This window comes from Bacillus sp. S14(2024), assembly GCF_050473785.1.
GTDB lineage: Bacteria > Bacillota > Bacilli > Bacillales > Bacillaceae_G > Bacillus_A > Bacillus_A yunxiaonensis.
This window is the reverse complement of record NZ_JBFLUP010000006.1, coordinates 2,090,151-2,110,993: the sequence shown is the minus strand read 5'-3', so window position 1 is coordinate 2,110,993 and position 20,843 is coordinate 2,090,151. Positions and strand designations below refer to the sequence as shown.

Genomic DNA, 20,843 nt, shown 5'->3' with positions numbered 1-20,843 from the left:
GAACATATCTCTTCCTTCTTATCTTTCAGAACAAAACTGTTCTGCTGGAATTAGCACCTGCATTGCGGTTGCTGGGTTTCATCGGGCCAGTCCCTCCACCTCTCTGGATAAGAAAATATTCACTTTATCCTTTACTATAATCAATATAACTAAAAAAGTCAATTCTTATAAGAATTATCAGGATTTATTTTTTTAGAAAACTATTATATTTTGTTTCGTTGTGCTCATACTACAAATGTATAGACCAAAGGAGGTGCAATCATGCAAAAAAATGCACGCGGTCATGTTCAAGATTCTTGCCAAGCATTACATGAAGCAAAAAACTGTTTACAAAGCGCCTTGCAAACAGTCGAGAAATCAGATAATCGTCAACGTATTGAACAATCTTTACAAGCTGTCCAGCATGCGCTGCAACAGTGCGATAGTACGGCAGAAATTTTATCCCAAGAATGATATAAAGTAAAACTTCCATCAGTGGTAATTTTTCTTCTTCATCTCCCGCTGATGGAAGCTCTCGTCAAGCCGATCTCTTACGATTTATTATCCTCTCTAAACGCTCAGAACCATTAGAATTTCCCTTCTATATTTTTCACTTATTCTATCTAATCATAATTTCTTTTTTCATGATTCTGTTTTTCCCATTCACTTAAGTATGGTGCATATCCGAGGTCATTGGGTTCATCAGATAATAAAGAAATAAACTCCAGCTTATTTCCATCATAATCGAGAAAGTAAACACTCGCTGCTGGCATCCAGCTTTGGACAATGGGTTCTTGATTCCCTTTTCCTTGGCTTCCAATCACTTTTATCCCTCTCTCTTCTAGCCATTTTTTGGATTTTTTTAAGAAATTCAATTCTACCTCGAAAGCAAAATGATTGAGCTGAATAGAAGCATCACTTGGCATTTCCCATAATCCTAGCATTTGTCGTCTATCTTCTCCTATCCAAAAAAAGGCCACTTTCCTTTCAGGTGATTTTCTCGCTAGCTTTAGTCCCAGTTTATTTTGGTAAAACTCAACCGCTCTCTCTAAATCCCTTACATATAAATGTGTTTCGTATATATTCTTTATCATGTTTTACATCCTTTCTTGATAAGATGTAATGTGTTACAACTGCTATCAATAATAGTTTCTTCGAATAAACAAAAGAGACCATGTAAAATATCAGTCTTTTATATACCATTAGTATATAAAAATATAATTTCCGCAACATCCATCTGTTGTATGATTCTTCTATCTATAAATGTAATACCATAGTATGAATATATAGGATTCATTCCCCTAAGTTTTTTATTAGAAAGGTACGATAAAAAAGACACCCCCTACACAAGGTAAGTAGTGTCTCAAAAGGCAAACGAATATGTAAGTCGCGATCCTACTGTATATATTTATGTCTTATAAGAAAAACTTATTCCCTATTTACTTGAGAAAACATACGTTGCATTTCCTCATTCTAATATACCGTACTTCTTCTTAAAGCGTGCCAATATTTTAATCCAGGATGTGCTGAACACCCAAAGAAAAAATACATTGGAAAGTGCATGTGCAAGATCAAAATAAAAACTTGTAATATACGCCTTTATAAAAGTATCCCATGTTAGTTCTTTCAAAAAACCAATAAGAAACCATAAATTCATAACCCAGTTAAAAGCAAATCCTGCAATAAATCCAAAGAGAACTCTTCCCCATAATGTTTTCATCATCCACGTATGACGTAGCAGTCCTGCTGAAAAACCCATCATACCCCAGCAAAACATTTGCCACGGGGTCCAAGGTCCTTGCCCTAGGAATATATTAGAAACTAACGCAGCTGTTGCACCGATAAGAAAACCGGTCTCACTACCAAATACAATTGCTGATACAATAATAACAAACGAAGTCGGTTGTACACTTGGAATGAAAGAAAATGGAACGCGACTAATCGCAGCAATTGCCGCTAGGACAGCTACAAGTACTATTTCACGAGAAATAAAAGCTTTTTTCTCAAAACGCACATAAAATGGCAACATAATCACAATTAAAAAGAAAAGACTGCACCATATATAATATTGATCCGTCACAAAAGACGTAAATAAAAGTGTAATAATCAACACTAAAAAAACGACTACAACTATACCAGCATATCTTTTGGACACGCCTCAAACACATCCTCCCATGTTAAAGCATACGGCAGTTGTTTACGAATAAAACGATTAACAGATGTTGTATAAAAAAAGTTCTCACTAAAAAAGCGGGCCGGTGTTTCTTCCATAATAATTTTCCCATCAAATAACATGATACAGCTATCCACATATTTTGCTGCAAACTCAATATCATGCGTCGCCATAACAATCGTCGTTCCTTCTTTTTGTAATTGCTGAAACAACTCGCCAACCTGTTCTTTCTTGCCTGGATCTAATCCCTTTGTCGGTTCATCTAATAATAATAGATTTGGCTTTGACAATAACACTGTACAAAGAGCGATTAATTGCTGTTCCCCGCCGCTACAATCATGTGGATGGCGATTACGAATAGGCAAGATTGAAAACTTCCGAAGCATTTCTTCTACTTTTTCATTCGCTTCTTTTTTATACAATTGTTGCGCACGGCTAAAAAGCTCGTCCCAAACAGTATCATGTGTAAAATGATAGTAAGGATGCTGCGATACATAGCCAATTTTTTTAAAGCGCTCTGTTACTTCTATTTTATGAATTAACTTACCTTCCCAAATCACTTTTCCTCTACGACATTTTTGCAAGCCAGCTAAAAGTGTTAATAACGTTGATTTTCCAGTACCATTTTTTCCAACAAGCGCTGTCCATTGTCCCTGTTTAACCGTCAGCATCAAATCCTGCAAAATGAACGGTCCATGTTTTTCATATTGAAATGAAACATGTTTTGCTTGTAACAGTACATCCCTCTTTTCTGCATGTTGCGTAGGGGTATCATACTGAAATTCATTTAAAATCGAATGAATTTGTTTTTGTGCATCACGAACTGTAAACGGAACATTTTCAGCCTTCCATTCTAAAAACAAACGTGGAATTTGCGGAATATATGGGCGAAATGATTTTACTTTCCACATTTCCGGAATCACTTCATTTGGTTTTCCATCATAGACAATGGTACCTTTATCCATAAAAACAATTCGGTCGGCGAGAGGAACCACTTCGTCTAAACGATGCTCACTCATAATAATTGTAATTCCTAGTTCTTCATGAATTCGTTTCAATAGTCCTAAAAAGTCTTTTGCTGCAATTGGATCTAGCTGTGCTGTCGGTTCATCTAATAGCAACAATTTAGGCTGTAAAACAAGTACAGCAGCTAGATTAACGAGCTGCTTTTGTCCACCAGATAACGCATGTACAGATTGATGCAACATATCTTGAAACCCCAAAAAACTAATTAATTCAGCAATTCTTTTTTGAATGACAGTTGTTTCATAGCCGACATTCTCAAGGGAAAATGCAAGTTCTTGAATTACTGTATCCATCACAAGCTGATTCTCCGGGTTTTGAAATACCATCCCGATTTCTTGAGCCGATAATAAATCTGGTATTGAATGTAAACATTCCCCATCATAATACATGCTGCCTTCTCTCATTCCAATCGGGAGAAGCTCTTTTTTGAAATGTTTTAATAACGTCGTCTTGCCGCAACCAGAGCGTCCTGCCAACACAACAAATTCTCCGTGAGAAACTGATAAAGACACATTACATAAAGCCGCAGACTCCTCGTCTGCATATGTAAACGACAAATCTTTTATTTCTGCATGCGCCACCATAACCACTCCCTTCCTTCTACTAGAATTGGTAGACTTATATACATAAGAAATAGAATAAAGAAAAATAGATCACTTTGTTGTAAAAGGAGTGATTCTACTTTTGGATAAATTAGTAAAACACCATATCCCATACTTATTCCAAAAAGACAACATACAAATAAAATTACTAACCAAGTAAGGACAAACCAATCCCTATGTTCCATACGGTATCGAATATATGTACTTCGTTTTGTCACTCCAAATCCGCGTGCTTGCATAGAATCAGCGGTTTGAAGGGCCTCTTCTAATGAACAAACTAACAATACTTGCAACAGCTTCATGCCATTCTGTGCCCTTTCTTTCAGAGAACCCGCATCCACTTGAACTCCTTTTGACTTTTGCACAAGTGTAATATGAGTGAGACGTCTCATAAATAAAGGGACGAAACGAACGGTAATCATTGTAAGCAATGCTACTTTCGGAGAAATACGGGAAAATAAATATAAAAACTTATGACTTGATATCATTTCATTATAAGAAGCAAACGTAAATAAAATCACCAACAATGATAACGCCATTGTGCATCCATAAATCACTGCTTCTAATGTAATCGGATTATAACCTATATAAAATAAAATTGTACTGCCCCGGTGTGTTAATAACGGATTTATAATTGTAATTATAAGAGCGAAAAAAAGTGAACTTGGTAACATTTTTTTCATTTTTTCTCCATTACCTTGTATGATATTTAATATAAGAATCATACAAATTGCACCAATTAAAAAAACAGGGTGAAGGCATACCATACATAGTATAATCACCCCTACATAATACAGAAAGTTGACGAGCGGATGCATAGAAGAAAATGCTAGTTTCATTGACCCTTACCGATCTTCTTTCCTATAATCTAACGTGTAAAACCATTCAATTTTGTCTCCTTGCTTCACTTTATACTTACCTGCACCCATATTAGCAACAACACCATTTACACTATATTTCCAACCACTTCCGCTTCCTTTATCTTTCTCATATAAATTATTAATCCCTTGAACATATACACCATTCCCTGAACCAGTATATTCCATTTGAATACCCTTTTGCTTCATTGTACGAGCTAATACTTTAAAAACAGTATCTCCCTCTTGAAGTTCTACTTCCGCCCCCCCTAAGATTGTGCTTTGATCATCACGTACTGATATAGTAACCGTCTTTACCTCTGGTTTTGGTTCCGGTTTTGGTTCCGGTTTTGGCTCCGGGGCAGGTTGTACCGGTGAAGGCGTCCCTTCAGAATGGCCCTGTGCAGACTGTTGGTTTTCAGCTGGTTGTTGCACATTTTCCTGCTTCGGCGTTTCTTTCGGCTCATTTACAGCTTTGGATTTTTCTTGAGATTGTGCTTTTTGCTCTTGATTTTGTGATTGTTCTGCGTTTTGTTTTTGCGCTTGATTCTGTTCGATAGATTTTGAATCTACAGCTTTTTCTTCTTGTGACTTCTGTTCTTCTGAAGATTGCTGTTCTTGTTTCTGTTCCTGTTTCTTTTCATCTTTTTGCTCTGTTTGTTTTACGGCTGTCTTTTTATCTGTCTTTGCCTCATTTTGACTACACCCAGTGGTAAAACTAAGTAAGAAAACAGACAACACAAGCCATTTCAGTATTTTCATCATTTCTCACACCTTTCGTAATAAAATTAGGAGCAAATATTTGCTCCTAATTTCGTCAAGCTGCTTTTCTTCTCCAGATTACATATGCAGCGCCAATGCACAGTACGCCAAATGCAGCTGGCATAGCAGTATTTAATCCAGACATACCTGTTTCTGGTAAACTATGTTTTTCTACTTTCGCTTCCTTTTGTACAACTTGATCTTCTGCGGTCACAACAGGCTGTTTATCCGCTTGTTTTTGCTGCTCCTCTGTTACAGATTGATTATTACTAGTTGGTTGTTTCGGCTCTTCCGTTGAGTTATTCCCTTCATTAGTTGGTGTTGAAGCTTTTGTCCAATCGAAAATAGAACCTTTACCATTTAAATAGTTCTTATACTGAACAAGCGCTAACATCGCTTGCTCAGTTGCCATACTATCTTCTTCAGTATCAGTTGGCAACCATTTAAATCCACCATTCTCTAGTTGATAAGATAGTAAATTTTGAACCGTATTATGATTATTTTTTGTATATGTAGTACTTGTTGGATCTATGTCAGCTGCTGCAAGTCCAAGAACAACTTCTGCTACACTGTTAGCATTTTCTACACCACCGGATGTAAATCCACCTTTATCTGTCTGTGTACTCGCTAAATATTGCTTCGCTTTTTCTAATGCTTGCTTTACTGTCGCTTGATCTTGATATGGTGCTAATGCTGAGAAAACCATGCCAGTTACATCAGCATCACTTGGTTCCTCTAATTTCCCCATATACGCCCATCCGCCATCTGTATGCTGTGATTTTAAAATTGCATTTACTAATGTATCGCGGTTCCATTTCGCGTCAGCTGGCACGTCATATTTTTTTGTATCTAATGCAAGTAGACTAAAAGTATACCCTGTAATAGAATCTATTTTCTCAAAGTTATATAATTTTGAAATTAAGTTATTACCAGCAATATTTGTTGGATCACCTTCTACTGCTGAAACTGCTAAAATTGTACGTGCTAACTCAGTGGAAGAAAAGCTGTTTTCTTTCTCTTTAATACGCTCTGCTAATGATTTTAAATAGTTTGATTTTATCTCTTTAGAAACCTCTTGACCTGACTGAGCTAGACTAATCACTACCCAGTCACTATCTATACCATCTTTCATCATCTTTTGTGCAGTTTTTACAATTGCTTCATCAACTTGCTTCGTTAGATCACCTTTTGTAGGTTCCTGTGGTTTTGGTGTATCAGGTTTGTCTGTACCTGGTTTGTTTGTATCAGGCTGTTTCTTACATGTACCAAGCTCATCTAACACTTGCTGCAAAGTTTGCTGACTCATATTGTTCCAGTCTAAAACAAAACGATAAGCTACAACATCTCCAGCTTCTAGTTTATAGCTATCTGCCCCAACCATCGGAGATTTGTTATTCACTTCATAAGACCAGCCGCTCGTTTCACCAGCCATTAATCCATCAATACCTTTAACGTATACGCCATACTTCGTGTTTTCTGCCGTTACTTTACTCCCCATTTCTTTTTGCAGTAAACTATAGGCCGTTTCTCCGTCTTGAATTGCAACTTCTTTTGGACATAGCATAATTCCTTTTTGTGAATCCCCAACAATTGCTAACGTTGCTGTTTTACCTTCAGCAAAGACAATATGTACGGTATTTGCAAATGACGAGAAAACGAATGCAATCGTCATAAATGACATGAATAACCATTTTTTCATGTTTGCCATACTATTTATTCCTCCCTTTCCTAAAAATTGCATAAAAAAAATACCCACAAAGGGCGCGCATAAACTCTCTTCAAACAAGGGTTCAATGGATGCACAGCACCTCTATCTCAGTAGGTTGTTGCATTTGCATAGGTAGGGTACCCAGCTTATGAAACAATAACTTTTTGCATCCTCCGATGAAAAATGTAAAAAGTCTTCTCATTTATAGTAGCGAAATAATATAGAAATTCCGCCAAAATCCCTCTTTTACATAGTGAAATACTATGACCCTATATAATTCACAATATTACAAAATTCTGTACTATTTTACTATTTTTATATTTTTTTGTCTATCATTTCTCATATTTACTTTTTAAGCATACTAATATTCTTGGAACTCCCTTTTTAAAGTCTTATATTGATGTACATTTGTATCTAAAAATATTTCTATCATTATTTACATTCAAATTTCCTTTTCTTCACATCATGACTCATGATGAATCGCTTTTTTACATACAATCACACCATCTTCATCAACATAGACATAATCTCTTGGAATCCAAGAAACTCCCCCAAAGGAAACAGGAATATTTGTCTCTCCTTTCCCTTCTTTCACACTACGTTTTGGCATTGTTGCAATCGCTAGAATACCGAGTTCAATTTTACTAAGTTCTATACAATCACGAACACAGCCATATACAATAATGCCTGCTAATTCTCTTTCCCTTGCAATGTTTGCTAAATTATCACCAAGCAGCGCACAATTTGTTGAGCCATCTCCGTCCACAACTAACACTGTACCCTTAGGTAACGTTTCTAGCGCTTGTTTTACAAGTACATTATCATCTTTTACTTTCACTGTTGCAATTTTTCCGTGAAACTGCTTTTTCTTTCCGTATGATTGAAACAGAGGCTTACATACTTGCACTTCAGTTTCATATGCATCATAAAGATCAGTCGTTCTCCACATCTTTTTCCCTCTTTTCTTTTCAAAATATATGTTACATATTCTTGTCCTTTCTTATTTTCCCTGTCTTATTTTGCGAAATTTTGTATACTAAAAAGAAGAAATAAAAAAGGAAGTGTGTAGAATGAGTACTAAAACAAACGCTTGTCGTTTATTAGATAAGCATAAAACTCCATATACAATACATGAATATGAGTGGGATGAGGAAAACTTAGATGCAAAACATGTTGCTAAACAAGTAGATTTACAATTAGAACAAGTCTTCAAAACCCTCGTCCTTCGCGGAGATAAAACTGGGGTAATAATGGCTTGTATACCTTCACATAAAGAACTCAATTTAAAAGCATTAGCGTCTGCAAGTAAAAACAAAAAAGTAGAAATAGTTCCAATGAAGGAAATACTAGGATTAACAGGATACATACGCGGCGGTGTTTCACCTCTTGGCGTGAAAAAAAATTATCCACTCTTTATTGACGAATCTGCTGCAATTTTAAACCCAATTAGCATTAGCGCCGGGAAAAGAGGCTTGCAAATCTTTATTAATGGTGCAGACTTTATTAAAATAAGCAATGGCACACTTGCATCTATTACTTCATAAAAAATCTGTCTCATACATGAGGCAGATTCTTTACTCTTACTACATTTTTTTATAAGGTGAAACTTCCACATGTGAAAAGCTTACTGCCTGACAGCAGTGAAATGAAAAATTATTTGATAATTCAAACTAAATTTGGTATGATATTAAAAAATTTAAGGAGAGATTGCTTATGTTAAATCGTAATACTTCTTTCCAACTTCATCATCATACATAACGCCTTGTATCCGAAGAATTTTTTCTTCGTGGGTACAGGGCTATTCCTGTTACCCACGAAGCGACTATAAAGCTATGTGGGTATTTTTATACCTGCATAGCTTTTTTTATTTTCAAAAGGAGGAATAAACATGAATCTACAAAATGTAAAAGGAACAAAAGACTATTTACCAGAAGAACAAGTGTTGCGTAATACAATTAAACGAACTTGTGAAGAAACATTTGAAGCTTACGGCTGTAAACCATTAGAAACTCCGATTTTGAATATGTACGATTTAATGGCTTATAAATATGGAGGAGGTGCTGAAATTTTAAAGGAAATGTATACCCTGCGTGACCAAGGAGATCGTGAACTTGCACTGCGTTACGATTTAACAATTCCTTTCGCAAAAGTTGTAGCTATGAATCCAGAAATCCGTCTTCCGTTTAAACGTTATGAAATTGGAAAAGTATTTCGTAATGGCCCAATTAAACAAGGAAGATTTCGAGAGTTTATACAGTGCGATGTAGATATTGTTGGAGTTGAATCCGTTATAGCAGAAGCGGAATTAATGGTAATGGCTCTCGACATATTTAAAAAATTACGCCTAGATGTAACCATTCAATATAACAACCGCAAGCTATTAACAGGAATATTACAAGCCATACAGATACCTAAATCACAAATACAAGGTGTTATTTTATCTGTAGATAAATTTGAGAAAATCGGTATTGAACGTGTAAGAAATGATTTAATAAATCGGGGAATACAAAGCGAAACTATTGATACATTATGTAAAACGTTGGACACATTTATGTCTATGCAGCTCTCTGAGTTTGAAAAGGCATTCCCTAATTCACTTGTAAAGGAAGGAGTTACTGAACTTCAAGAACTTAAACAATACTTAATTGCACTTGGAATTGAATCTAATACAATATTTTCTCCTTTTCTTGCAAGAGGTCTCACAATGTATACAGGAACGATTTATGAAATCTTTGTAACTGATGGCAGTATTACCTCTAGCATTGGCAGCGGTGGTCGTTATGATCATATTATCGGTGCATTTCGAGGCGATAATAAATCTTATCCAACAGTTGGAATTTCATTTGGTTTAGATGTCATATATACGGCTCTCTTACAAAAAGAACTTGCATCCCCTTCTGTCGATGTCTTTATCATTCCACTTGGAACACAAGCAGAATGTTTAAAAATTGCACACACACTGCGAACAAATGAGAATTTAAAAATAGAGCTTGAACTCACAGATCGTAAACTAAAACGAGCTCTTAACTATGCAAACAAAGAAAATATTCCATATGTGCTTATTATTGGTGAAGACGAAATAAATGCAAATGTCGCTGTTTTACGAAATATGGAGGAAGGAACTGAACAAACTATCCCGCTAGCTTGTATTGAAAATGGAACTTTAAAGCAATTTTTATATCGTTAACGAGTAGTTCTAGAGAACAAGAAGTGGGTGAAAATCGCCCCGCTTCTTATTAGTTAAACCCATCCCATATCTACTTCACCCATATACTTTATTAAAAAATTGTATTATGTATTTTACAACGAATCTTAACTAAAAATAAAAGAAGAAACGTACAAATCTGCTACGTTTCTCCTTTTATAACACGGATTATATATAAGAGAAGATTTATTTTCGCCTTCATTGCCAATTAAAGCTTATTCAAAAGTTGATTTAAATCTTGCTTTGTTTTCGTAGTTAACGTTTTTATTTTCTTTAAATCTTGTTTCTGTTTGCCCATTTCAACAATTAGTGGGTATAAATTTAGCTCAATTGATTTATAATCGGATGCATGCTTTGTTTCAACTTCTTTCTCCACTACATCCCATTTATCAGTCAGCTGCTTTCCTAAATTATTTACAGTTTCTTGCTTAGGATTTGCTTTCAATTGCTTGTCCACTTCTTCTATTAACTGTACAACTTCTTTTACTCCACTTTTCATACTAGCATTTTGCTTTGCATTTGTTGATTTTGTTTCTTTTGTTCCGTTTTTCTCATTTTTCGTTTGTTCTGTATTCGTTGATTTCGTTTCAGTTTTCTCATTTGTTGCTTGTTCTGCACTTGTTGTTTTTGAGTCCTTCTCTTCATTTTTACTCGTATTTTTTTGTTCTGCGCTTGTTGTTTTCGCTTCTTCCTGAGCGTTTGTTTGTTCCTTTTTACTTTGGTTTGCTTGATCTTTCTCTGTTGAGGTACCACAAGCTGTAATGGAGAGCATAGCTCCAACTGCTAATGAAGCAATCGATATTTTTTTCAAATTCATAATAAGCCTCCTAAAATTACAATTTCACCTCCCAAATAGTTTTCTATATACTTCCAAAAACTCCTTTTTATTATTAATTAAAAATACAAGTTTCTCAATAAAGTGAAACTTCATCAGTGGGGTTTTCTTCATCCCGCACTGATGGTTAGCCCTCACCAATCGGGCTTTTACGGGCAGTTATCCCCCACCTATCCTCTTCGCTTTTTTCTCTATCTTGAGGTGGGGTCTTACTGCCCGTTCATGCGGGATAAAATCCTCCCGTCGAATGAATAACCTGCCCCGTCACCCACGCTGCTTCTTTACTTGCTAAAAAAGCAATCAACTGCGCTGCATCCTTCGGCTCTCCAACCCTTCCTGTCGGAAATCTTGTTGCAAGATATTGTTTCATTTCTTCATTCATCCACCCTGTATTCGTTGGTCCTGGATTAACCGCATTTACTGTAACCCCTTTTTTCGCAGCAGCAGGTGCAACTGAAGCTGTAAATGTTTCAATAGCCCCCTTTGTTACAGCATATGCAAGCTCATCTGGCATCGGTCCTAAAGATTGTCCAGACGTAAGGTTAATAATTCTCCCGCCTTTTTCTTTTGTAAAATGCTTTATAAATAGTGAACTTAATAAAATTGGTGCTCTTACATTCACTGTATAATGTGAATCTAACTTTTCCACATCGATTGACTCATAATTTGTATTTACAGAATACGTAGCGTTATTTACTAAAATTGTCGGCTCTCCCAAACGTTCAGATACCATATATAACAAACGGTTCGGCGCATAAGAATGTGCCAAATTAATCTCAGTCATATCACAACGCACACCAAAACTTTCAATTTCTTCTTTTAATAAAAACGGTTCATCCCTCTTCATTCCCCAAGACATCGCTTTATCATAGCGAGGCCAATAAGTAAAAAAGATATCTATCCCTTTCTGAGCCAATTCTTTGCACACAGCTGCTCCAATACCATGTAACCGCGTTGCACCTGTGACAATTGCAATTTTTCTCATAGCGACTTCTCCTCTCACATAATAAATCCTCTGTATAGTAACAGAGGATTTACGATTTATTTAATATTTGCTAGAATGCGTTCAGCACCAAGTTGTAAACTACGAGACACAATAACATTTACAATAGTAAAAACAACTAGGATACTTAAAAACATACCCCACATTCCAATTCCTAATAAGAAGAATAACGCACATACTCCACCTACAGTAAGACCAACTAATAATATATTAACAAGAAAATTCCAAAGCGTAGTATAACGACCTTTAAACATTTTTTGTTCGGTATCCCAATGAATATCAGCTGTTTGCGCATCCCAGCGTGTGCCAATTAAATTGTTTAACCATAACCCATTTGCACAAAGCAAAAACCAAAGTAAGATAAATACCGGTGACACACCGCCTACAAAGATAAGCACAAGACCAAAGATAGCTAAAATAGTGGTATTAATGAGCCAAGCTGTAAATACTTTCGCAAAGAAAATCCCTTCTGCCTTGACTGGTAAATAGCGATTGATATACCAAGTGCGACCTTCTCTTGAAAAAGATGTTGTGGCAATAACGTTTGATCCCATTAAAAACATGCCTGCACAAAAAGCAAGACCAAGCGCAAGACTCGCTGTTTCACTATCTTTTGCAAATTTATTTAACCAAGCTAAGTTGCCATCTTGCACAAAAATAATAAAGAAAAACATAATTGGCATAACAAATGTTTGCACAATACAGTTAATAAAGAATTGTGGCGTGCGGATCAAGATACGAAACTCTTTTTTCACATATGCTTTCCAATGTGAATTTTGCACAGTAGCTTTATTAAAATTCTCAGAAGAAATCACTTCTTTTTTTGCAGTACTATTCGAAAGTCCAATAACTCCTTTTAAATATGTACGCTCCGCAATATAGAAAAACAATACATAAAATGCCAATGAAATGATAGCGAAAAGAAGTAAATATAAAATTCCTTTCCACGAAGTACTTTCTATTAACGCCATTGCACCAAAATATGTTGTCGGAAAATAATTTGTCATTTCTACTAGAAACGAAGATTGATTGTTTGCAAAATAATCTGCAGTCATTTGTCCAGACGCAGCACTTCTATTCTTCCATTGCATAAATATATTGATGCCAACAACCATCAACAACGTAAATAAGCCCATCAACATGTTGCTTCGATCTTTATTTTTTGCGATATTTGTATAACGCATAATGACTGTCATGAGAAGCGAAGCAAGAACTAACGGAATAATCGGGAAAAATATGTAAACAATTAAAACGTAAACATAATATGTAATAAAAGCACCACTTTGCAATCCATACACAATGAAGACTGGAAATAAAACAAACGAAGCCATCACATATTGTGTAATTAAAACTGTAATAAATTTCGCAGTAATAATATGGGCTGGCTGAAGTGGTAATGGTAATAACATTTCAACATCATCACTATAATAAAATACCGTTAAAATTGTCGTAATACTAACTACAAATACCCATATACTAGCGATAGCTAACCCCATACCAATAAGTAAGTTTTCTTGACCAACTTGTTTTAATCCCACGTACATTCCATTTGCAAGCGGACCAATAAACAGAAATCCAACACACATAAGACCAAAAAATGAAAGTAAATATACAACACGCTTCTTCTTATCGGTTAACATGTCAGCATAATTCATTTTTAATAATATTTTTGTTAACATCCAAATTTTATTCATTTCCCGTCATCTCCAAGAACATTTTTTCAAGAGATTCATTAGATTCAAAGTGCTCTCGTATTTCTGCTAAATTCCCCTGAAATTGAAGTGTTCCTTTATTAATAATCGCAACTTGATCACATAATTTTTCAGCTACTTCTAGCACGTGTGTTGAAAAGAACACCGTTTTCCCTTTATCAGCGTGTTCACGCATCATTTGTTTTAATATAAATGCCGACTTTGGATCCAATCCTGTCATTGGCTCATCTAAAATCCAGACATCTGGATCATGCAAAAGAACTCCAATAATAATAATTTTTTGGCGCATTCCATGTGAATAACTTTGAATTTGGTCAGACAATGCACTGTACAAATCAAAACGCTCTGCTAGTGTTCGAATCTTTTCCTGGCGCACGTCTTTCGGAACATCGTACATATCCGCCATAAAATTTAAATATTCAATCCCTTTTAAGCGTAAAAACATATCAGGACTGTCAGGAACATACCCAAATAACTTTTTCGCTTCAAGCGGCTCTTTTGTAATGTCTTTTCCATTTACAGAAATTGTCCCGCTATCAAGGGAGTGAATACCCGTTATCATCTTAATTGTCGTTGATTTCCCTGCACCGTTTGGGCCTAAAAAACCAAATATTTCTCCGCTTGGTACTGTTAAATTCATATCTTTTACTGCAAATGTACTACCATTATAACTCTTTGATACATTAATAATTTCAATCATTAATATCCATTCCTTCCTTTGTTTACCAAAAATCTACAACTTAATTATAACATAATATTTTTTTATTTTTATAACTTTTCAGATTCATTAACGATTAACATCTTAGGATTTATCATTTTCAACTTACATACTTTATTAAAAATGATAAAAATCGAAGTGAATTATTTCTAAAAAATCAATAACAAAAGAAAGAGAGTGCTAATATGTTGCACTCTCTTTCTTTTTCTACTACACCTTATTTTTTTATCCATAAAAAAATATATACAAAGCTAATCCAACTACCAAAATGACCCCTAGAAAAAGATAAATGATAGAAAGTCTCGCTATATTCCCTTTTGTCGAAGTCCCATAATCTTCTTGCTCACTTTTCCCAACCATTATCGTTCCAATAACCGTTAATCCTACTATTATTAACATTACTAATATCCATTTTAGCATGTCCCTATCCCCTCCCTTAGTTACGGATTTTATACTATTTATAGTGTTAACAACGCGGATATATTTGTAAATATTTTGATGGTTAATAAAATAACAACTGTCTGTTTATACTGAAGTATAATTTGCGGAAACAATGGACGCGAGATATTCTTTGTTTCATATGTAAGATTACTAAAGTGAAGCAATTTGTTACAAAGAAAACGAATCTCTTCTATGTATGATGGAATATGAATCTTCATACCAACAAATAAACTTGGCAATGCACTAATTAAAATCATACCGATACAAGTAAGTAAAAGCTGTATACATAATAACCCAACTCTTCTTCCCCAAGTAGCTACCATAACCCCTCCTAATTTCTTAATTTTCACAATAATTTTACCATAAATAACCAATACGCGTAATATGTATTTTTATATATATAAAGTTGTAATTGTACTACATGAAAACTAGTAGAATAAAAAAGAGAGGGTCTAAAAATCGATTTCATCGCTTTTTAGACCCTCTCCCTTATATCTTATCTTTCTTCTAACAATAAATCACGTAAAGCTTCTAACTGTTCTTTCGTAAAACCAATCCCGTTTTCAGTATATTGCTCCACAGAACCATACACATTGTTAATTTCATCAACTGCTGCTTGTAAATATTCCACTCTAAGCTCAAACATCGCACTTAAAAAGAAAAGATTTCTTGTATATTTGTAAAGGACGTGCACGGCGCCCCTCGAAATACATACGCAATTTGTTCATCCCCAAAATCTTGATATACAACTGTACCTCTTTGGCGATGCACATAGTATTCACAGTTTCCAATCTTTTGCGGGGAACTATAGTTTCTGATCCATGAGGATACAGGACGATAGCTATAATTTGTATGCCGACATGCCCATAACGCATATAGCCGCTCTTTTGTATCCCAGTATATATACTGTGTTTCATGATTACCAAAACCAACAGACTCTAGCTCCCATGAACATGGTACTAAAAGCGGTAATGATACAAAGTCTTTTTCTTCTGGAGAACACCATATAGAACAACGGTTAATTTCTCCCATGCCATCTTCTTTATGAGATTGAAAACTCAAACGATGAAAGGGTAATTTTATTTGTTGTTTTGCTGTCTCTAATTCAAATGGTTGTAATCCATACAAAAATTCCTCCATCTGATGTTGTTCTATAACTCCATCATCAATAGAAATTTCAATTTGCATTTTCCACTTAGAAGTGACGTAACTATCGTTTCCTTTATAATTTATACCACGCCAATATGTTAGTGTGTTATATCGAAAACACTCCCCCTGCCCTTGATACAAACAACTATCAGGAAAAGTCGGTTCCATAATATCCAGAAAAAACTGTTTCACACGAAACATTCCTGAAGGTGTTATCACCTGAAACCAAAGCGTTTCCCACTTTCCACTCTCCTGTCGTTGTGATATGTGTTCTATATGCCAATCTGGAAATAACAATTCAGGATATAACGGAATTATTCTTTTAAATGTTTGTTTTAACACACAATTCCCCCTTGATTTAACCCGTAAAGGCCCGATTCGATTTGATGGACTTTCCATGAGCGGGAGATGAAGCCTCTCCACTCACGGAAGTTTCACCTTATTTCTTTAATACTTCGAAGGGGAGCTCTACTTATCCTTGTCCAATCACCCTTGTATATTTCTCTATCTTCCCTAACTGTATACAGTTGTTGTTTGAAAACACTCGTTTCATAGTATCGTTCATCTCATCTGTGCTACCAATGTAATAAGAAGCACCTATTTCTTTTAAAATGTACAGTGCTTTTTCATGCAGCATTGTACCATATCGTTTACCGCGCATATTCGGAACAATACCAAGGTAAAACAATCTTCCTTCTTCTATCGTACCTGGCTCTATATGTGGAAGAATAACTCCTACTGGGCCGTCTTCTTGAAAAGCGACTAAACAATGTTCATTCCATCTGCCGCCAATTTCTGTTTGAAAAGCATATAATAATTGATCTATAGATAATGTTTCTTTCGTATTTAAAGAATATTGCATAGATTCCAGCCAAATTGTTTTAAATATGTCTTCTCCTACTTCATCTATTGTTTTCAGCGTAAACGGAACTTCCACATCTGTAACATCAGATAAATCTTTCAGTACCATAACACAACTTTTTTGATGCTGAAATTGTAAACTCTGAAACACCTCTTCATAATGTGTATAATTTGGACTTTTTGATGAAATAACGAAATGTAAATGTAAAACCTCTTTCCCCATTGCTTTTTCAATCCAATATTGTACAATCTCTGTAACTTATTCCTTTGTATAAGAAACTGTATTATTTTCTTCAATTGTAATATAATGCGGTTCTCCTACTAATACTTTAAAATCTCGTTCCATATTAACCAATTGATTCATTCTTTAACCTCTTTCTGTAAAATTTTTAAAATAACATATTTTCGATTGCATGAGCAGGAGTTTTTATGAATATGTAGAATATTAGACATTTAATGTTTATAACGTAAAAATTCCATTAATAAAAAATTTCTTCACCCTTCATCAATGATTAACCTGAACAATTAGGCTTTTATAAAGTGAAACTTCTATCAGTAGTTTTTTCATCCACGACTAATGGAAAGCCCACTTAGTCGGGCACATACCAGCAGTTATCTTCCACCTATCTTCCTCTTCTCTTTTTAATCTTGAGGTGGGAGCTTACTGTCCGTTAATGCGGGATAGACACTAGAGTGTCTTATCGATAAAGCTATAACGAGGGGGAGCACCATTGAATACCATTATGTTGCAGCAATTACTAGAAACCATTCAAAAAAACGGATATTTACTACCTCAAAACATAGATTTAAATCAATTAAGCTTACATATGCTAGAGCATATCGGAACATTAGACGGTAACTTACGTGATCAACTGATTTACTCTACATTTTCTCATCTCATTTCACGTGATTATTTTCATGAAGCTCAGTTAGAAAAATTACTGATACTAACTTTAGAAGAAAACTATTTGTTTTATGGCATCACTTCCGATAACACAAATAGTGTGTTTACACGTTCTTCTACAACATTATTAATTGCATTAATATTATGCGCAGATAATAGAACAAACTTTTTAACAGAAGAAACTATTATTACCGTAAAAGAAAAATTAGTAGACTATATGAATCAGGAAATTGATTTACGAGGGTACATACAACCTTACGGGTGGGCACATAGCATCGCTCATGCATCAGATGCTTTCGATGCCCTTATTCATAATCAAAAATTATCGGCACAATATTATGACGAACTAACACATTGCCTTTTAAATAAAATATTCGTTTATTCCATTGTATATCATTTTGATGAGGATGAGCGTATTATTACCCCTCTTCTTTCTATGATATCTCTCGGTTTCTCGCAAAAGCAGCTATTCGATACAATTCGCGTCAAACTAAACTTGCTGCCACTATATAAATCGAGACTCCCAATCAATGAATATTGCAATTTATGTTCAAATGTGAAAACTTTCTTGCGTAGTTTATATTTTAGAACAGTAAATAATCTTCAATTTACTTATATAACAGCACAAGCAGAGGTGATGTTAAAAGAACTACCAACATTTTATTAAAATGCAAAGGAAAAAGGCATTATTTTAGCAACATGTCAGGCAAGATTAGGTCATTCTGCTCCGATTTTAGAAAAGTTAGGATTTACTACTTACGAAACATACTTACAATTTGCACGTATGTAATATAAACAAAGGAAAAGGTGTATATATGGGGTATATTGAAGAAATGCGCAGCTTAGTTGGAAATCGTCCACTCATTTTAATAGGTTCACATGTAATTATACTAAACGAAAACAATGAAGTACTCCTTCAGCTTCGCAGTGATTTCAATTGTTGGGGCATAATTGGCGGTGCACTTGAATGCGGTGAGACGCTAGAAGAAGCCGCTAAACGAGAAGTTTATGAAGAAACAGGTTTGCTTGTTAAGCATTTAGAGCTATTTCAAAATTTTTCTGGGAAAGAATTCTTCAATGTTTACCCAAATGGAGATCAAGTATATGGAGTTCTCGCTACATATATTTGTCGTGATTTTGAAGGAACATTACGTATTGATCACAATGAATCAAAAGATTTGCGATTCTTCCCTATTCATGATCTTCCTACAAATTTAGGATCATTACATAAATTAATTTTAGACACTTTTTTAATAAGTATATAAATGAAAGGTATGTATATATTTTTATATAAAGCTCTCAAAAGAGAAAAAGACTTAATCCCTGTAAAAAATGGGATTAATCTCTTTGTTTACTACGTATAATGATATGTTATGTAAACTTCATATGTATAGAGTATGCAAAAGGAATTCCCCTTCCTGAGTACGAAAGTAATAGGGGATTATGAAGCAACAATATTCTCAAAACACAGTCATAATAGAACTTTAGGAGAATCATTCGTAACAAATAAACAGTTTGATTATCTCGCTGAAGGTCTTTCAAGTTTGCAATTCCTAAACAATATGTATATCCCAAAAATAGAGCTCCCAATCATTGAGTCACTGAATGATATTATCATTCATAAAGTGGATCCTTTAAACACATTAAATGACTTATTTATGAGACCACTTAAGAATGAATTTTATTGAATAAATCACTTAAAAAATATACTCATTGACTTCCGATAACACTAATTATGTGAATGGAAAATCCCTTCAGTTCTTCTGAAGAGATTTTTAAAGGTTTTTCAATACTTTGATTTTATGTTAACAAAAGGTGCTTTCATGTACAGAAAACACCTTTTCAATCTACAACTATTTTTTAATAAGACAAAAGGAACGAAATCTTTTCCTATTCACATTAACACCCAATCCGTTTTTTTATTTCCATTAAATTCTTCTTAGCAATTTCCCTTGCACGTTCTGCTCCTTTTTTGAGTGCTTCTTGAAGCAACTGCGGTTCGCTCATATACATTTCATATTTCTTTCTTGGTTCCTCTAACTCCCGATTAATAACTCGAAGGAGCTCTTTTTTTACATCCCCCCAGCCGATGCCTGTTGCATATTGTTCTTTCATAATTGTAACTTCCTCAGCTGTCGCAAACTCTTTATACAACATAAATAATGTTTCAAGTTCCTTCGGTTCACTTGGTAAAGATGAATCCGTTTTAATCTTGAAAATAAGCTTTTTCAACTTTTCTGCCTCTTCAAATAGCGGAATAACATTTCCATAGCTTTTACTCATTTTCCGTCCGTCAAGACCTGGTACAATTGCCCCTTCTTCTTGAATGATATACTTTGGCAATACAAAACTTTCACCGAATGCGTTATTAAAATACGTTGCGATATCTCTTGCAATTTCTACATGTTGAATTTGATCTTTTCCAACTGGAACGTAGTTTGATTGAAATAATAAAATATCAGCAGCCATTAAAATTGGATACGTATATAATCCCATGTTTACACCAGTATCTGCATCTATCCCTGCTTCTATATTTTGATCAACCTTTGCCTTGTAAGCATGAGCTCGGTTCATTAAACCTTTTGGAGTAAGACAAGCTAAAATCCAATACAATTCTAAAATTTCCGGTACATCTGATTGACGATAAAAAATTACATGCTCATCTAAGCCTAATGATAACCATGTTGCTGCTACTTCCTTCGTATATTCACGAAATTTCATTGGATCTTGCACTGCATTTAATGCATGATAATCAGCAATAAAATATAATGCCTCTCCTTCTCTCTGTTTAGAAAGCTGTAAGGCTGGTTTAATTGCTCCAATATAATTTCCAAGATGCGGATGTCCAGTTGGTTTAATTCCTGTTAACATAACACTTTTATTCACAACTACTCCTCCTTTATCACGC

General features: G+C 34.8%; 22 protein-coding genes, 1 pseudogene and 1 riboswitch. Of the genes and pseudogenes, 6 read left to right on the top strand and 17 right to left on the bottom strand.

All coding sequences use genetic code 11. The annotated features are described in order from the left end of the window. Nucleotides 1-15: 15 nt before the first annotated feature. Nucleotides 16-114, bottom strand: a riboswitch (SAM riboswitch). 147 nt (nucleotides 115-261) lie between these two features. Beyond that, a complete protein-coding gene (locus tag AB1279_RS11105) occupies nucleotides 262-453 on the top strand; it encodes a hypothetical protein (protein ID WP_429758776.1) in 192 nt (63 codons plus the stop codon). A 149-nt stretch (nucleotides 454-602) separates the two neighbouring features. Here the strand turns inward: AB1279_RS11105 and AB1279_RS11100 are convergent, their stop codons facing one another. From AB1279_RS11100 to rraA, 7 genes are all read right to left on the bottom strand, one after another. Further along, nucleotides 603-1,073 carry a VOC family protein gene (locus AB1279_RS11100; RefSeq protein WP_429758775.1) on the bottom strand — a complete coding sequence of 157 codons (471 nt, stop codon included), beginning with the start codon at nucleotides 1,071-1,073 and terminating at the stop codon, nucleotides 603-605. Nucleotides 1,074-1,447: 374 nt separating this feature from the next. Further along, nucleotides 1,448-2,134: an ECF transporter S component gene (locus AB1279_RS11095; RefSeq protein ID WP_429758774.1), complete on the bottom strand. Its 687-nt coding sequence runs from the start codon at nucleotides 2,132-2,134 to the stop codon at nucleotides 1,448-1,450. Then, nucleotides 2,110-3,762, bottom strand: a complete 1,653-nt coding sequence (locus AB1279_RS11090) for an ABC transporter ATP-binding protein (protein ID WP_429758773.1) — start codon at nucleotides 3,760-3,762, stop codon at nucleotides 2,110-2,112. The genes AB1279_RS11095 and AB1279_RS11090 overlap by 25 nt, the downstream gene beginning before the upstream one ends. Next, a complete protein-coding gene (locus AB1279_RS11085; protein ID WP_429758772.1) occupies nucleotides 3,741-4,619 on the bottom strand; it encodes an energy-coupling factor transporter transmembrane component T in 879 nt (292 codons plus the stop codon). The genes AB1279_RS11090 and AB1279_RS11085 overlap by 22 nt, the downstream gene beginning before the upstream one ends. A gap of 6 nt (nucleotides 4,620-4,625) precedes the next feature. Then, complete coding sequence (locus tag AB1279_RS11080; RefSeq protein ID WP_429758771.1) at nucleotides 4,626-5,402, bottom strand: DUF4430 domain-containing protein; 777 nt, start codon at nucleotides 5,400-5,402, stop codon at nucleotides 4,626-4,628. A gap of 52 nt (nucleotides 5,403-5,454) precedes the next feature. Continuing rightward, complete coding sequence (locus tag AB1279_RS11075) at nucleotides 5,455-7,107, bottom strand: DUF4430 domain-containing protein (RefSeq protein ID WP_429758770.1); 1,653 nt, start codon at nucleotides 7,105-7,107, stop codon at nucleotides 5,455-5,457. Between the two features lie 463 nt (nucleotides 7,108-7,570). Further along, nucleotides 7,571-8,056, bottom strand: a complete 486-nt coding sequence (gene rraA / locus AB1279_RS11070; protein WP_429758769.1) for a ribonuclease E activity regulator RraA — start codon at nucleotides 8,054-8,056, stop codon at nucleotides 7,571-7,573. Nucleotides 8,057-8,177: 121 nt separating this feature from the next. On the opposite strand from rraA, the gene ybaK reads away from it, so the two are divergent. Both ybaK and AB1279_RS11060 read left to right on the top strand, forming a co-directional pair. After that, a complete protein-coding gene (gene ybaK, locus AB1279_RS11065; RefSeq protein WP_429758768.1) occupies nucleotides 8,178-8,651 on the top strand; it encodes a Cys-tRNA(Pro) deacylase in 474 nt (157 codons plus the stop codon). A 344-nt stretch (nucleotides 8,652-8,995) separates the two neighbouring features. Beyond that, nucleotides 8,996-10,294 carry a histidine--tRNA ligase gene (locus AB1279_RS11060; protein WP_429758767.1) on the top strand — a complete coding sequence of 433 codons (1,299 nt, stop codon included), beginning with the start codon at nucleotides 8,996-8,998 and terminating at the stop codon, nucleotides 10,292-10,294. A 226-nt stretch (nucleotides 10,295-10,520) separates the two neighbouring features. On the opposite strand, the gene AB1279_RS11055 is transcribed toward AB1279_RS11060, so the two are convergent. The 9 genes and pseudogenes from AB1279_RS11055 to AB1279_RS11015 form a co-directional block, all read right to left on the bottom strand. Next, on the bottom strand, nucleotides 10,521-11,129 hold the full coding sequence (locus AB1279_RS11055) for a hypothetical protein (protein ID WP_429758766.1): 609 nt from the start codon (nucleotides 11,127-11,129) through the stop codon (nucleotides 10,521-10,523). Nucleotides 11,130-11,367: 238 nt separating this feature from the next. Next, nucleotides 11,368-12,132, bottom strand: a complete 765-nt coding sequence (locus AB1279_RS11050) for an SDR family oxidoreductase (RefSeq protein ID WP_429758765.1) — start codon at nucleotides 12,130-12,132, stop codon at nucleotides 11,368-11,370. Nucleotides 12,133-12,188: 56 nt separating this feature from the next. After that, nucleotides 12,189-13,844, bottom strand: coding sequence for a putative ABC transporter permease subunit (locus tag AB1279_RS11045; protein WP_429758764.1), 1,656 nt, complete (start codon nucleotides 13,842-13,844; stop codon nucleotides 12,189-12,191). Beyond that, complete coding sequence (locus AB1279_RS11040; RefSeq protein WP_429749207.1) at nucleotides 13,837-14,562, bottom strand: ABC transporter ATP-binding protein; 726 nt, start codon at nucleotides 14,560-14,562, stop codon at nucleotides 13,837-13,839. The genes AB1279_RS11045 and AB1279_RS11040 overlap by 8 nt, the downstream gene beginning before the upstream one ends. Before the next feature lie 243 nt (nucleotides 14,563-14,805). After that, complete coding sequence (locus AB1279_RS11035; RefSeq protein WP_429758763.1) at nucleotides 14,806-15,000, bottom strand: hypothetical protein; 195 nt, start codon at nucleotides 14,998-15,000, stop codon at nucleotides 14,806-14,808. Nucleotides 15,001-15,038: 38 nt separating this feature from the next. Then, entirely contained in the window at nucleotides 15,039-15,344 is a 306-nt protein-coding gene (locus AB1279_RS11030) for a hypothetical protein (RefSeq protein WP_429758762.1), read from the bottom strand. 173 nt (nucleotides 15,345-15,517) lie between these two features. After that, nucleotides 15,518-15,676: pseudogene (locus tag AB1279_RS11025) on the bottom strand (tyrosine-protein phosphatase); the annotation flags it as partial. Next, a complete protein-coding gene (locus AB1279_RS11020) occupies nucleotides 15,673-16,512 on the bottom strand; it encodes a hypothetical protein (protein WP_429758761.1) in 840 nt (279 codons plus the stop codon). The gene AB1279_RS11020 and the pseudogene AB1279_RS11025, both read right to left, overlap by 4 nt. 130 nt (nucleotides 16,513-16,642) lie before the next feature. Continuing rightward, nucleotides 16,643-17,254 (bottom strand): GNAT family N-acetyltransferase, encoded by a 612-nt coding sequence (locus AB1279_RS11015; RefSeq protein WP_429758759.1) that lies wholly within the window; start codon nucleotides 17,252-17,254, stop codon nucleotides 16,643-16,645. A 508-nt stretch (nucleotides 17,255-17,762) separates the two neighbouring features. On the opposite strand from AB1279_RS11015, the gene AB1279_RS11010 reads away from it, so the two are divergent. From AB1279_RS11010 to AB1279_RS11000, 3 genes are all read left to right on the top strand, one after another. After that, nucleotides 17,763-18,602, top strand: coding sequence for a DUF2785 domain-containing protein (locus tag AB1279_RS11010; protein ID WP_429758758.1), 840 nt, complete (start codon nucleotides 17,763-17,765; stop codon nucleotides 18,600-18,602). 148 nt (nucleotides 18,603-18,750) lie between these two features. Then, on the top strand, nucleotides 18,751-19,200 hold the full coding sequence (locus AB1279_RS11005) for an NUDIX hydrolase (RefSeq protein WP_429749193.1): 450 nt from the start codon (nucleotides 18,751-18,753) through the stop codon (nucleotides 19,198-19,200). A 132-nt stretch (nucleotides 19,201-19,332) separates the two neighbouring features. Next, on the top strand, nucleotides 19,333-19,623 hold the full coding sequence (locus AB1279_RS11000) for a hypothetical protein (RefSeq protein WP_429758757.1): 291 nt from the start codon (nucleotides 19,333-19,335) through the stop codon (nucleotides 19,621-19,623). 211 nt (nucleotides 19,624-19,834) lie between these two features. On the opposite strand, the gene AB1279_RS10995 is transcribed toward AB1279_RS11000, so the two are convergent. Then, the gene (locus AB1279_RS10995) at nucleotides 19,835-20,806 is read right to left on the bottom strand and encodes a tryptophan--tRNA ligase (protein ID WP_429761359.1); all 972 of its coding nucleotides are present in this window, start codon (nucleotides 20,804-20,806) and stop codon (nucleotides 19,835-19,837) included. Between the last annotated feature and the right edge of the window lie 37 nt (nucleotides 20,807-20,843).

What these genes read in the sequence shown, in the direction of transcription:
- AB1279_RS11105 (WP_429758776.1), top strand. Translation starts at nt 262, where the DNA reads ATGCAAAAAAATGCACGCGGTCATGTTCAAGATTCTTGCCAAGCATTA.
- AB1279_RS11100 (WP_429758775.1), bottom strand. Translation starts at nt 1,073, where the DNA reads ATGATAAAGAATATATACGAAACACATTTATATGTAAGGGATTTAGAG.
- AB1279_RS11090 (WP_429758773.1), bottom strand. Translation starts at nt 3,762, where the DNA reads ATGGTGGCGCATGCAGAAATAAAAGATTTGTCGTTTACATATGCAGAC.
- AB1279_RS11085 (WP_429758772.1), bottom strand. Translation starts at nt 4,619, where the DNA reads ATGAAACTAGCATTTTCTTCTATGCATCCGCTCGTCAACTTTCTGTAT.
- AB1279_RS11080 (WP_429758771.1), bottom strand. Translation starts at nt 5,402, where the DNA reads ATGATGAAAATACTGAAATGGCTTGTGTTGTCTGTTTTCTTACTTAGT.
- AB1279_RS11075 (WP_429758770.1), bottom strand. Translation starts at nt 7,107, where the DNA reads ATGGCAAACATGAAAAAATGGTTATTCATGTCATTTATGACGATTGCA.
- rraA (WP_429758769.1), bottom strand. Translation starts at nt 8,056, where the DNA reads ATGTGGAGAACGACTGATCTTTATGATGCATATGAAACTGAAGTGCAA.
- ybaK (WP_429758768.1), top strand. Translation starts at nt 8,178, where the DNA reads ATGAGTACTAAAACAAACGCTTGTCGTTTATTAGATAAGCATAAAACT.
- AB1279_RS11060 (WP_429758767.1), top strand. Translation starts at nt 8,996, where the DNA reads ATGAATCTACAAAATGTAAAAGGAACAAAAGACTATTTACCAGAAGAA.
- AB1279_RS11055 (WP_429758766.1), bottom strand. Translation starts at nt 11,129, where the DNA reads ATGAATTTGAAAAAAATATCGATTGCTTCATTAGCAGTTGGAGCTATG.
- AB1279_RS11050 (WP_429758765.1), bottom strand. Translation starts at nt 12,132, where the DNA reads ATGAGAAAAATTGCAATTGTCACAGGTGCAACGCGGTTACATGGTATT.
- AB1279_RS11045 (WP_429758764.1), bottom strand. Translation starts at nt 13,844, where the DNA reads ATGAATAAAATTTGGATGTTAACAAAAATATTATTAAAAATGAATTAT.
- AB1279_RS11040 (WP_429749207.1), bottom strand. Translation starts at nt 14,562, where the DNA reads ATGATTGAAATTATTAATGTATCAAAGAGTTATAATGGTAGTACATTT.
- AB1279_RS11035 (WP_429758763.1), bottom strand. Translation starts at nt 15,000, where the DNA reads ATGCTAAAATGGATATTAGTAATGTTAATAATAGTAGGATTAACGGTT.
- AB1279_RS11030 (WP_429758762.1), bottom strand. Translation starts at nt 15,344, where the DNA reads ATGGTAGCTACTTGGGGAAGAAGAGTTGGGTTATTATGTATACAGCTT.
- AB1279_RS11015 (WP_429758759.1), bottom strand. Translation starts at nt 17,254, where the DNA reads ATGGGGAAAGAGGTTTTACATTTACATTTCGTTATTTCATCAAAAAGT.
- AB1279_RS11005 (WP_429749193.1), top strand. Translation starts at nt 18,751, where the DNA reads ATGGGGTATATTGAAGAAATGCGCAGCTTAGTTGGAAATCGTCCACTC.
- AB1279_RS11000 (WP_429758757.1), top strand. Translation starts at nt 19,333, where the DNA reads ATGCAAAAGGAATTCCCCTTCCTGAGTACGAAAGTAATAGGGGATTAT.
- AB1279_RS10995 (WP_429761359.1), bottom strand. Translation starts at nt 20,806, where the DNA reads ATGTTAACAGGAATTAAACCAACTGGACATCCGCATCTTGGAAATTAT.